Source organism: Hydrogenophaga aromaticivorans (assembly GCF_013387465.1).
Taxonomy (GTDB): domain Bacteria; phylum Pseudomonadota; class Gammaproteobacteria; order Burkholderiales; family Burkholderiaceae_C; genus Hydrogenophaga; species Hydrogenophaga aromaticivorans.
In genome coordinates, this window is the sequence record NZ_VYGV01000012.1 from 267,886 (window position 1) to 280,127 (window position 12,242).

Consider the following 12,242-nt stretch of genomic DNA (forward strand, 5'->3'; position numbering starts at 1 on the left):
AGGCATATGGGCAGAATGCCCAAACCACCATCCACACGCATAGCCTCAGGGTATGAAATACGTGTCCATGTTCGACAAGATTGACCTGCACCTGATCCGCGTGCTGTACACCGTGCTCACCGAGCGCAGCGTGTCGCGCGCGGCGTTGCGGCTGGGCATGTACCAGCCGGCGGTCAGCGCGTCGCTCAAACGCCTGCGCGAACTCGCCGGTGACCCGCTTTTGGTGCGTTCGGGGTCCGGCATGGTGCCCACCGTGGCCGGGTTGCGCATGATCGAACCGGCGGCCGACATCCTGCGCAGCGCCGAGGTGCTGTTCTCCGACGCCCGCAGCTTCGACCCCGCCACCGCCCACCACACCTTCAGCCTGGCCGCCAGCGACTACCTGGACCCGCTGTTCCTGCCCCAGCTGGTGTCCCAGATCAAGAGCCTGGCGCCGCAGTGCCCGATCGAGATCCACCCGCTCTCGGCCGACTCCGACTACCGCCACCACCTCGCCCAGGGCGATTTCGATGTGGTCATCGGCAACTGGCCGCTGCCGCCCGGCGACCTGCACCTGGGCCGGTTGTTTGGCGACGAGGTGGTGTGCCTGGTGTCGAACCAGCACCCCGCGGTGCGCCGCGGCTGGGACGTGGAAGCCTGGCTCACCGCCGAACACATCGCGCCCACGCCCACCCACCCCGGCGCGCGCGGCGTGATCGACGACCACCTGGCCGCCAAGGGCCTGGTGCGCAACATCACCGCGCGCTGCCCGCATTTCGGGCTCATCCCGGCCATGGTGGCGGGCAGCCTGCTGGTGCTGACCACCGGGCGCCAGTATTGCGAGCGCTACACCAGCGTGCTGCCGGTGCAGGTGCTGCCGTGCCCGGTGGAGTTCCCCCGCATGATGTATTACCAGCTCTGGCACGAGCGCACCCACGCTTCCAGCGCCGGGCGCTGGCTGCGCGAACAGATCAAGGGTGTGGCGGCTTCGCTGCGCCGCCCGGACGCCGATGCCGCCGCGGCCTGAACACCACAGAGGAGAACACGTGACCACGCCAAGACTGCAACTCACCGGCATCACCAAACGCTATCCGGGCGTGGTGGCCAACAGCGGCGTCTCGCTCAGCGTGGCGCCGGGCCAGATCCACGCCGTGCTGGGCGAAAACGGCGCCGGCAAATCCACGCTGATGAAGATCATCTACGGCTCGGTCAAGCCCGACGAGGGTTCGGTCATGTTCAACGGCCGGCCGGTGCACGTGCGCAACCCGCAGGAAGCCCGGGCGCTGGGCATCAGCATGGTGTTCCAGCACTTCAGCCTGTTCGACACGCTGACCGTGGCCGAAAACGTCTGGCTCGGGCTGGACAAGTCGCTCACGCTCTCCGAGGTCAGCGCCAGCATCGATGTCACCGCCTCCCAGTACGGCCTGGACATCGACCCCAAGCGCCCGGTGCACACGCTCTCAGTGGGCGAGATGCAGCGGGTGGAAATCATCCGTGCGCTGCTGACCAACCCGCAGCTGCTGATCCTGGACGAGCCCACCTCGGTGCTCACGCCGCAGGCGGTGGAGAAGCTGTTTGTGGTGCTCAACAAGCTGGCGTCCGAAGGCTGCAGCATCCTCTACATCAGCCACAAGCTGCACGAAATCCGCGAACTCTGCACCGCCTGCACCGTGCTGCGCGGCGGCAAGGTCACCGGCGTGTGCGACCCGCGCGAAGAAAGCAACGCCTCGCTCTCGCGCCTGATGATCGGCGCCGAACCGCCCGCGCTGGAGGTGCGCGCGCTCAACGCCGGCGCCGCGGTGCTGGAGGTGCAGGGGCTGACGCTGGCGAGCGACGATCCCTTCGGGACCGATCTGGCCGACATCGCGCTCACCGTGCGCAGCGGCGAGGTGGTGGGCATCGCGGGCGTGTCGGGCAACGGCCAGAGCGAACTGCTGTTTGCGCTCTCCGGCGAAGACCGCCGCGCGCCGCTGGGCAGCATCCGGGTGACGGGCAAGGACGCTTCGCACTTCGGGCCGGGCAAGCGCCGCGCCCTGGGCCTGCATTTTGTGCCCGAAGAACGCCTGGGCCGCGGCGCCGTGCCCACGCTCTCGCTGGCGCACAACCTGTTGCTGACGCGGCGCGACGCGCTGGGCGCCGGCGGCTGGCTGAAGCTGGGCGCGCTCAAGGCCCAGGCGACCGACATCATCCAGCGCTACAACGTCAAGGCCAACGGGCCCGACGCGGCGGCCAAATCGCTCTCGGGCGGCAACCTGCAGAAATTCATTGTTGGCCGCGAGATCGAGGCCAAGCCCAGGTTGCTGATCGTGAGCCAGCCCACCTGGGGCGTGGACGTGGGCGCTGCGGCGCAGATCCGCGGCGAGATCCTGGCGCTGCGCGACGCGGGTTGTGCGGTGCTGGTGGTGAGCGAAGAACTCGACGAACTGTTCGAGATCAGCGACCGCCTGCACGTGATCGCCAAGGGGCGGCTCTCGCCCAGCATGGACCGGGCCGACGCGACCATCGAGCGCATCGGCGAATGGATGTCGGGTCTGTGGGACACCGCCGCAGGCAGCACCGCAGATCACAACCAGAAGGAGACCGCCCATGCTGCGGCTTGAAGTTCGTCCCCAGCCCTCGGCGCGCTGGGGCTACGCCTCGCCACTGCTGGCCCTGGCCATCACGGTGGTGATCGGCGTGATCCTGTTTGCCGTGCTCGGCAAAGACCCGGTGCGTGGTCTGCAGGTGTTTTTCTGGGAGCCGATCAAGAGCACCTACGCGCTGTCGGAGCTGATGGTCAAGGCCACGCCCTTGCTGATCATCGCGCTGGGTCTGGCGGTGTGTTTCCGCTCCAACGTGTGGAACATCGGCGCCGAAGGCCAGTACCTGATCGGGGCCATCTTCGCTGCGGGCGTGGCCCTCACCGCCGACAAGACCACCGGGCCCTGGATCATCCCGGCCATCATCGTGGCCGGCATTCTGGGCGGCATGTTCTGGGCCGGCATCACGGCGCTGCTGCGCGACCGCTTCAACGCCAACGAAATCCTGGTCAGCCTGATGCTGGTCTATGTGGCGATCCAGGTGCTGAACTTCCTGGTCTACGGCCCGTGGAAAGACCCGCTGGGCTACAACTTCCCGCAGACCAAGACTTTCGAGTCGGTCACGCAGATCCCCAAGCTGATGCAGGGCTCCCGGGTCAACATCGGTCTGCTGCTGGCGCTGGCCGGGGTGGCCGCGGTCTGGGTCTTCCTGTTCCGCACCTACGCGGGCTACGGTCAGTTGGTGGGCGGCCTGGCGCCGGCCGCGGCGCGCTACGCCGGTTTTTCCTCACGCAAGGCGCTGTGGATCGCGCTGCTCACCTCGGGCGGCGCCGCCGGCCTGGCCGGTGCGCTGGAGGTGGCGGGCCCGATCGGCCAGCTCACGCCCTACGTGCCGGCGGGCTACGGCTTCGCGGCCATCATCGTGGCGTTCGTGGGGCGGCTGCACCCGGTGGGCATCGTTTTTTCGGCCATCCTGATGAGCATGTTCTACATCGGCGGTGAGCTGGCGCAGTCGCGCCTGGGCCTGCCGAAATCGATCACCGGTGTGTTCCAAGGGTTGCTGCTGTTTGCGCTGCTGGCCTGCGACACGCTCATTGCTTACCGCATCAAGTGGAGTAAATGATGACCACCCCCGTCGCTTGCTCGCTGCGCGTAGCCGCATCCCCCCTCAAGGGGGCAACGCCTGTGGCCTGGCAATGCCAGTTCCACGGCGTTTCTGGGTCAGGGACCTGTGCTCGTTGCGTTTCTCCTCATTGGAGTGCTTGATATGGAATCCATCGCTCTTTTGATCGGCTCGTCGCTCAACGCGGGCACCGTGCTGGCCATCGCCTCGCTGGGCCTGCTGATCAACGAAAAGGCCGGTATCGTCAACCTCGGTGCCGAGGGCATGATGCTCTGCGCCGCGCTGGCCGGGTTCGCCACCGTGGTGCACACCGGCAGCACGGTGGCCGGCTTTGCCGCCGGCATGGCGGCGGGCGCTTTTCTGGCGGCCCTCTTTGGCGGCCTGGTGATCTGGCTCAATACCAACCAGTACGCCACCGGTCTGGCGCTGTCGTTGTTCGGCGCGGGGTTTTCCGCCTTCGCGGGCAGCAGCTATGTGCAGGAAAAGCTGCCTGAGCAGGCGCAGTTCGTGGTTCCCGTGCTGGGCGACATACCGCTGGTGGGCCCGGCATTGTTTCGTCACCATCCCATGGTCTACATCTGCATCGGCATCGTGTTCGGCCTGATCTGGTTCCTCTACCGCACGCGCGCCGGCCTGGTGCTGCGCAGCGTGGGCGAGAGCCCGGAGTCGGCGCACGCGCTGGGCTACCCGGTGCGCCGTATCCGGCTGATGGCGGTGATGGCCGGTGGCGCGCTCTGTGGGCTGGCGGGTGCCTATGTGTCCACCATCTACACGCCGCTGTGGGTGGAAGGCATGATCGCCGGCAAGGGCTGGATCGCGCTGGCGCTCACCACCTTCGCCACCTGGCGCCCGGCACGCGTGTTGCTTGGTGCCTACCTGTTCGGTGGCGTGACCATGCTGCAGTTCCACCTGCAGGGGGTCGGCGTCAATGTGCCCAGCCAGTTCCTGACCATGATGCCCTACGTGGCCACCATCGTGGTGCTGGTGCTGATCTCGCGCAACCCGACCTGGATCCGCATCAACATGCCCACTTCGATCGGGAAACCGTTTTATCCCGGCGCATAATCTTTTTTGGTTTTTGTCACTGTTTCCGTTACCACCCACTCTCCCAACAAAGAGGTTTCCATGACTGACCTGAGCAAACGTTCCCTGATGAAGCTTGCGGCCCTGACGGCCGTGGCCAGCGCCGTGCTGATCGGCTGCGGCAAGAAGGAAGAAGCCGCGCCCGCACCGGCTCCGGCACCCGCTGCGGCCGAGGCGCCCAAGGCCGAGCCGCTGAAGATTGCGTTTGCCTATGTGGGCCCGGTGGGAGACGGTGGCTGGACCTTCGCGCACGACAACGGCCGCAAGGCCGTCGAGGCCGAGTTCGGTGACAAGGTCGTGACCAGCTTCGTGGAGAACGTGCCCGAGAGCGCCGACGCCGAGCGCGTGATCCGTGACCTCGCCAGCCAGGGCAACAAGCTGGTGTTCGGCACCACCTTCGGCTACATGGAGCCCATGCTCAAGGTCGCACCCGACTTCGCCGACGTGAAGTTCGAGCACGCCACCGGCTACAAGACGGCCGCCAACTTGCGCACCTACGACAGCCGCACCTACGAAGGCGCCTACATGGCCGGCGTGATCGCCGGTTCCATGACCAAGACCAACACGCTGGGCGTGGTGGCGTCGATCCCAATTCCCGAGGTGATCCGCAACATCAACAGCTTCACGCTGGGTGCGCAGTCGGTCAACCCCAAGGTCAAGACCAAGGTGGTCTGGGTCAACGGCTGGTTCGACCCACCGAAGGAAACCGAAGCCGCGACCTCGCTGATCAACGGTGGCGCCGACGTGCTGATGCAGAACACCGATTCGTCCGCCGTGCTGCAGACCGCCGAAAAACTGGGCAAGCGCGCCTTCGGCTGGGATTCCGACATGACCGCCTACGGCCCCAAGGCCCACCTGGGTTCGGCCGTGATCAACTGGGGTCCGTACTACGTCAAGGCCGTGAAGGACGCGCTGGAAGGCACCTGGAGCACCGGCGGCGTCTGGTGGGGTCACAAGGAAGGCGCGATTGACATGGTGTCCATCGCCGAAGACGTGCCGGCCGAAGCCAAGGCCAAGATCGACGCCGTCAAGGCCGGTCTGAAGGACGGCTCCTTCGCCATCTGGAAGGGCCCGATCGTGGGTCAGGACGGCAAGGAAGTGCTGGCCAAGGACGTGGTCGCTGACGACAAGTTCCTCGGCGGCGTGAAGTTCTACGTGAAGGGTGTCGAAGGCAAACTGCCGAACTGAGCCCACCCCTGCCGCGCCATGGGCGCGACCCCCTCAAGGGGGCGTTGCGAGTGGCCCGGCGAAGCCGGTTCCACCGCATCCTGGGAAAAGCCACTCGCTTCGGACACATTGCAGATCGACGACCGTCGGACCTGCGGTGCCCTGGCCCAAAGCCGCTGCATCTGCAGCGGCTTTTTCGTTGGAGGATCACATGATCGAGAAACAACTCTGGCATCCGGTGACCGCATCGCACAGGGTGCGCGAAGCGCCGGTGGCGGTGGAGCTGCTGGGCAAGCCCTTGGTGCTCTGGCGCGAGCCGGGGCATGAGGGTGCGCCGGGTGTGGTGCACGCCTGGGCCGACCGCTGCCCGCACCGCGGGGCGAGTCTCTCGCTCGGTCGCGTGCTGAACCACCTGCACGGCGCGCGGCTGGAGTGCCCATACCACGGCTGGCAGTTCGGTGGCGACACCGCGGCCCAGCAGGCGGTGGTGCCGGTGGCCGTGGGGCGTTGTGTGCATGTGCCGGCGGCACCGCTGTTTGAGCCGCCCGCGTCCCACTGCGCCACGGTGTTCGAGGCGGTGGAGCGCCACGGGCTGGTGTGGGTCCGCCTGCAGCGACCCGACCGGACCCACGTGCCCGCGGCCCTGACGGAACCCCCCGCGTTTGAGCCCTGGAGCGATCCGCTCTGGCGCCAGGTGCTGTGCGGGCCTTACGAAGTCAACACCAGTGCGCCACGCCTGGTCGAGAACTTCCTGGACCTGAGCCATTTCGGTTTTGTGCACGAGGGCTGGCTCGGTGAGCGCAGCCATGCGCAGGTGGAAACAGGGCGGGTGGAGGAGGGCGCCGACGGTCTGGTGGCCCGCGACTGCAAGGCCTGGCAGCCGCGGGCCTACGCGGGCGCCAGCGAGGGCAGTTTCATCGCCTACCGCTACACCGTGCCGCACCCGTTTGCCGCGGTGCTGCGCAAGGACGCGGCCGAGGGCGACCCGGTGAGCAACGCGATCGCGCTGTTCATCCGGCCCGACTCGGCGGCAAGTTGCACCGCCTGGTTCGCCATGGCCACGCTGGGCGACCTGTCGGACGACGAGGAACTGCGCGCCTTCCAGGACGCCGTGTTCGCGCAGGACCGCCCCATCGTGGAATCCCAGGTGCCCAAGACCCTGCCGATCGGCCAGGACGGCCCGATTGCCGAGGTGCACAGCCCGGCCGACCGCATGTCCAGCGCCTACCGGCGTTTCCTGGCCCGGCTGGGTGTGTCTTTAGGCGTGTGTTGAAACGCGACCCCATGCCGGGTCTGTGGGTACCCGGCCCATGTTAATTTTTGATCCCTGCTGGAAGGAGTGTTCCGATGAAAAACCTTGCCCTTGAACGCGCCGTGGCCCTGGCGCGTGCCATTCCCAAGGCCGAGTTGCACATCCACATCGAGGGTTCGCTGGAGCCCGAGCTCATCTTTGCGCTGGCGCAGCGCAACGGCGTGCAGCTGCCGTACGCCGACGTCGAGGCCCTGCGCGCCGCCTACGCCTTCACCGACCTGCAGAGCTTCCTGGACATCTATTACGCCGGTGCCAGCGTGCTGCTGAAGGAGGCCGATTTTTACGACATGGCCTGGGCTTATTTCGAGCGGGCCAAGGCCGATCACGTGATCCACACCGAGATCTTTTTCGACCCGCAGACGCACACCGCGCGCGGCGTACCCATGGCAACCGTCATCCAGGGGCTGTCTCGCGCCTGCGCCGACGCGCAGGCGAAGCTGGGCATCAGCTCGGCGCTGATCCTGTGTTTCCTGCGCCACCTGAGCGAGGCCGACGCGTTCGCGACGCTGGAAGCCGCACTGCCGTACCGCGAACACTTCATCGGCGTGGGGCTGGATTCCAGCGAGGTGGACCACCCGCCTGAAAAGTTTGTGCGCGTGTTCGCGCGCTGCCGTGAACTGGGCCTGCGCATCGTCGCGCACGCGGGCGAAGAGGGACCACCCGAGTACATCTGGGAAGCGCTGGAGCTGCTGCAGGCCGAACGCATCGACCACGGTGTGCGTTGCCTGGAGGACCCGGTGCTGGTGGCCGAACTGGCGAAACGCCGCACGCCGCTGACCGTGTGTCCGCTGTCCAACCTGAAGCTCTGCGTGGTGAACGACCTGGCCGACCACCCGATGAAACAGCTGCTCGACGCGGGCCTGTGCGCCACCGTCAACTCGGACGATCCGGCCTATTTCGGTGGCTACCTCAACGCGAACTTCGAACAAACCGTGCGGGCCCTGGCGCTGACGGAGGCCGACGTGATCACGCTGGCGAAAAACAGCTTCGAGGCGAGCTTTGTGAGCGACGCTGATCGCGCTGCCATGTTCGATGCGCTGGACCGTTCGGTGGGACAAGCGGCGCTGGCCTGAACCGGGGTTTCAAAGCCGCACGGTACAATTCGACCCCTGCGAGCCGGTGCTTCCCCGGCTCGCTTTTTTTGTCCTTCGGAAGCCATGTAGAGGAACACCATGTACAAAAACCTCGTGGCCCGGCGCGCCTGTGCCCTGGCGGTCACCAGCTTTTTCTTTTCTTTTCCCTTCTCCGCACAAGCCCAGACGGCGCCCGTCGCGCCACCGGTCAAGGCCGCGTTTGTCTACGTCGCGCCGCTGACCGACGCCGGCTGGGTGCGCCAGCACGACCAGGGCCGCAAGGCCGTGGAGGCGGCGCTGTCCGGCAAGGTGCAGACCACGTTCGTGGAAAACGTGGCCGAAGGCCCGGACGCCGAACGCGTGATCCGCGACCTCGCGCAGCAGGGGCACCAGATCATCTTCACGCCCAGCTTCGGCTACATGGAGCCCACGCTCAAGGTGGCGCGCGAGTTCCCGGGCGTGAAGTTCGAGTCGGTCACGGGTTACAAGACCGCGCCCAACGTGGCCACGTCCAATGCGCGTTATTACGAAGGCCGTTACCTCGCCGGTGTGGCGGCCGGGCGCATGGCCACGCAGGCCGGCTACGTGGCGGGTTTCCCGATTCCCGAGGTGGTGCAGGGCATCAACGCCTTCACGCTCGGCATGCGTTCGGTGAACCCGGCCGCCTCGGTGCGCGTGGTGTTCCTGGGCGAGTGGTTCAACCCGCCGCGCGAGCGCGAGGCGGCCATGACGCTGATGAACCAGGGCGCCGAGGTGCTGGCCTTCCACACCGGCTCCACCGCCGTGATGACGGCAGCGCAGGAGCGCGGCAAGCTCGCCGTGGCCTACCACTCGGACATGCGCAAGGTCGCGCCCGACGCGCAGGTGGTGGCGGTGACCCACCTCTGGGGCGACTACTACACCCGCCGCGTCAAGGCCGTGCTCGACGGCAGCTGGAAGAGTGGCAGCGTCTGGGGCGGCGTGAAGGACGGCATGATCCGCGTCGATGGGTTTGGCAGCAAGGTGCCCGCCGCCGTGCAGGCGGAGGTGCTGGCGCGGCAGGCCGACATGGCCGCGGGCCGGCTGCAACCGTTTGCCACGAAGGCCGATGTGCGCAACAACGAAGGCCAGGTGGTGATGACCGCCGGCCAGTCGCTCAGCGACGCTGAAATCCTGAACATGAACTGGCTGGTCGAGGGCGTGGTGGGCAAACTGGCGCGCTGAAGGCGGGGTGCGCCCGGCGGGCCGTGTGACTTTCGTCATGGGGTTATCTGCCCCGCCGTATGCCGCGGGTGGGCGGTGCCGGTAAGCTTGGGACTGCATGAAAGCCTACCGCGCCGCCCTTCTCCGTTTCGACGACGACCACAACCCCCTCTACGAATCCGACGGCCTGCTCGTGGTCGGCCCCGACGCGAACGGGCGCCGGGTCGTGCGGGCTGCGGGGAGCCACAGCGCGCTGGTGGACCGTTTTCCCGGCGTCGCCGTGGAAGACCTGCGCGGCCGCCTGATCGCACCGGGCTTCGTGGACATGCACGTCCACTACCCGCAGACCGATGTGATCGGTGCACCCGCCGCGGGCCTGCTGCCCTGGCTGGAAAACTACACCTTCCCGCACGAATCGCGTTTCCACGACGAAGACCATGCGCGCGAGGTGGCGGGTTTCTTCTTCGACGAATTGCAGCGCCATGGCGTCACCACGGCCCTGACCTTTGCCACCTCACACCCGCAGTCGGTGGACGCGGCGTTCAAGGAAGCCCAGGTGCGCGGCCTGCGTTTCATCACCGGCAAGGTGCTGCAGGACCGCCACAGCCCCGATGGTGTGCGCGACGACACCGAACAGAGCCTGATCGACACCGAGACCCTGATCCAGCGCTGGCACGGTGTGGACCGCCTGGGCTACGCGATCACGCCGCGATTCGCGCCCACCAGCACACCCGCCCAGCTGCGCGGCGCGGGTGAGCTGGCGGCGAAGTACGCCGATGTGTGGATCCAGTCGCACGTGGCCGAAAACCTGGACGAAGTGAAATGGGCGGCCGAGCTGTTCCCGGACGCACGCAGCTACCTCGGCGTGTACGGTGATTTCGGCCTGCTGCGCGAGCGCGCGGTGTACGCCCACTGCATCCACCTCGATGCGGACGACCGGGCACTCATGCGCGAAACCGGCGCCGCAGCGGCCGTGAGCCCCACCAGCAACCTGTTCCTGGGCAGTGGGTTCTTCGACTACGCCGCTGCCGATGCCGCCGGCATGCGCTACGGCCTGGCCAGCGACGTGGGCGGCGGCACCAGCTTCTCGCCGTTCCACACCATGCTCGCAGCGTATTACGTGGGCCGCGAAGGCCAGAGCAAGACAGGCCTGAGCCTTACGCCCGGCCAGCTCTGGTGGCAGCATACCGCGGGTGCGGCGCAGGCGCTGGGTCTGGCCGGCGTGGTGGGCAACCTGCAGCCCGGCAATGAAGCGGACTTTGTGGTGCTCAACCTCCAGGCCACGCCGCTGCTGGCGCGCAAGACGGCTCAGGCGAACAGCCTGGACGAGCTGCTGTTCGCACTCATCGTGCTGGGCGACGACCGGGTGGTGGAACGCAGCGTGGTGGCTGGCGGCTGATTTTTTCGTTGCTCTTGCGGACGGGCGGAGGGCTGGCTTTTTCGTTTGTCCCTTTTGTGGCGGGGCGGGCGGGCCGGGTGCGCGTTCTCCGGTCCAGCTCGCGGGCGTCTTCCCATGTGCGCCACTCTCGTTGCGTCAACATCATGATTGGCACGCTATCTCGGTGGCAACCGCGAATCGTCCCTGCGCCCGCGCACCCAGCCCACCCACCCTGGTGAAGCGCAGGTTCGCGGAGCAAGATGAACAACGCATCGCTTCCTGAGTGAAATGTCTTTTTCAAGGGCACCCGTGGAACCGGCTTTGCCGGGCCACAGGGCGCGTCCCCCCTCCAAGCGCCGAAGGCGCGCAAGAGAGGGGGGAAGCCGCGTCAGCGGCGCAGGGGGGAGTTCCTAGTTATAGGAAAGCGCGCGCGCTTTCCCCCAGAACACCCGGTACATGAAGGCCGTGTAGATCACGATCACCGGCAGCGTGATCGCCACACCGATGAAGACCACCGTGAGCGACTCGGTGCCGATGGCCGCTTCCCACACCGTCATGCGGCCGATCACGATGTCCGGAAAGATGCTGTAGGCCAGCCCGAAGAAGGCCAGCACGAAGATCAGCACGGTGGCGGCGAATACCACCCAGCCGTGGCCGGCCTTCACTGTGCCCGGGTGCGTCACCACCCAGCGCACCGCGAAGAAGGCGAGCACGCAGCTCAGCGGAATCGGCATCAGCGCAAACACCTCGGGCACGCCGAACCACTTGTCCACCACCGCCGGGTTCACCAGCGGCGTGGCGGCCGAAATGGCCACCAGGGCGGCACCCATGGGCCACAGCACGCGCCGCGCCCAGTGCACCGCGCGCTCCTGCAGCACGCCCTCGGTCTTCATGATCAGCCAGCCAGCGCCCAGCAGCACGTAGGCCGCGGGCAGCGTGAGCGCGATGCCCAGGCTGAATCCCAGCCCGAGCGGACCGTTGTCAAAACCCGTGATGTAGCTGCCCAGCATCCAGCCCTGGGCCGCGCTGGCCAGCAGCGAGCCGCCGAAAAAGGCCCGGTTCCAGAACGGCTTCCAGACCGGCGGCGCCTTCACGCGGAAGTCGAACGCCACACCGCGCAGGATCAGCCCGATCAGCATGAGGGCCACCGGCAGGTACAGCGCCTGCAGCACCAGGCCATGGGCGAACGGAAACGCCACCAGCAACACGCCCACGCCCAGCACCAGCCAGGTCTCGTTGGCGTCCCAGAACGGGCCGATGCTGGCGATCATGGTGTCCTTCTGCGCGTCGTCGGCCAGGGGCAGCAGCAGGCCCACACCGAGGTCGTAGCCATCGAGCACGACGTAGGCCAGCAGGGCCAGGCCCATCACGGCCAGAAAGATCAGCGGCAGCAGGTGCGCCCAGCTTGTGTCCATGGGGTTCTCCG

At 67.1% G+C, this 12,242-nt stretch carries 10 protein-coding genes; 9 read left to right on the forward strand and 1 reads right to left on the reverse strand.

The annotated features are described in order from the left end of the window. Positions 1 to 52 precede the first annotated feature (52 nt). The 9 genes from F3K02_RS14655 to guaD all read left to right on the forward strand — a co-directional run bounded on the left by F3K02_RS14655 (position 53) and on the right by guaD (position 10,837). Positions 53 to 1,006 (forward strand): LysR family transcriptional regulator, encoded by a 954-nt coding sequence (locus F3K02_RS14655; RefSeq protein ID WP_177136347.1) that lies wholly within the window; start codon positions 53 to 55, stop codon positions 1,004 to 1,006. Continuing rightward, positions 990 to 2,579, forward strand: a complete 1,590-nt coding sequence (locus F3K02_RS14660) for an ABC transporter ATP-binding protein (protein ID WP_177136348.1) — start codon at positions 990 to 992, stop codon at positions 2,577 to 2,579. Before F3K02_RS14655 ends, F3K02_RS14660 begins: the two co-directional genes overlap by 17 nt. After that, positions 2,566 to 3,621 carry an ABC transporter permease gene (locus F3K02_RS14665; RefSeq protein ID WP_177136349.1) on the forward strand — a complete coding sequence of 352 codons (1,056 nt, stop codon included), beginning with the start codon at positions 2,566 to 2,568 and terminating at the stop codon, positions 3,619 to 3,621. Before F3K02_RS14660 ends, F3K02_RS14665 begins: the two co-directional genes overlap by 14 nt. A 144-nt stretch (positions 3,622 to 3,765) precedes the next feature. Then, on the forward strand, positions 3,766 to 4,686 hold the full coding sequence (locus F3K02_RS14670) for an ABC transporter permease (protein ID WP_177136350.1): 921 nt from the start codon (positions 3,766 to 3,768) through the stop codon (positions 4,684 to 4,686). Positions 4,687 to 4,746: 60 nt separating this feature from the next. After that, the gene (locus F3K02_RS14675) at positions 4,747 to 5,892 is read left to right on the forward strand and encodes a BMP family ABC transporter substrate-binding protein (RefSeq protein WP_177136351.1); all 1,146 of its coding nucleotides are present in this window, start codon (positions 4,747 to 4,749) and stop codon (positions 5,890 to 5,892) included. Between the two features lie 190 nt (positions 5,893 to 6,082). After that, positions 6,083 to 7,144, forward strand: a complete 1,062-nt coding sequence (locus F3K02_RS14680; protein WP_177136352.1) for an aromatic ring-hydroxylating oxygenase subunit alpha — start codon at positions 6,083 to 6,085, stop codon at positions 7,142 to 7,144. Between the two features lie 74 nt (positions 7,145 to 7,218). Continuing rightward, a complete protein-coding gene (locus F3K02_RS14685; protein WP_177136353.1) occupies positions 7,219 to 8,256 on the forward strand; it encodes an adenosine deaminase in 1,038 nt (345 codons plus the stop codon). Between the two features lie 99 nt (positions 8,257 to 8,355). Then, the gene (locus F3K02_RS14690) at positions 8,356 to 9,459 is read left to right on the forward strand and encodes a BMP family ABC transporter substrate-binding protein (protein ID WP_177136354.1); all 1,104 of its coding nucleotides are present in this window, start codon (positions 8,356 to 8,358) and stop codon (positions 9,457 to 9,459) included. Between the two features lie 97 nt (positions 9,460 to 9,556). Then, positions 9,557 to 10,837, forward strand: coding sequence for a guanine deaminase (gene guaD, locus F3K02_RS14695; protein WP_177136355.1), 1,281 nt, complete (start codon positions 9,557 to 9,559; stop codon positions 10,835 to 10,837). A gap of 389 nt (positions 10,838 to 11,226) precedes the next feature. On the opposite strand, the gene F3K02_RS14700 is transcribed toward guaD, so the two are convergent. Then, positions 11,227 to 12,231 carry a cytochrome d ubiquinol oxidase subunit II gene (locus tag F3K02_RS14700; protein ID WP_177136356.1) on the reverse strand — a complete coding sequence of 335 codons (1,005 nt, stop codon included), beginning with the start codon at positions 12,229 to 12,231 and terminating at the stop codon, positions 11,227 to 11,229. Positions 12,232 to 12,242 lie beyond the last annotated feature (11 nt).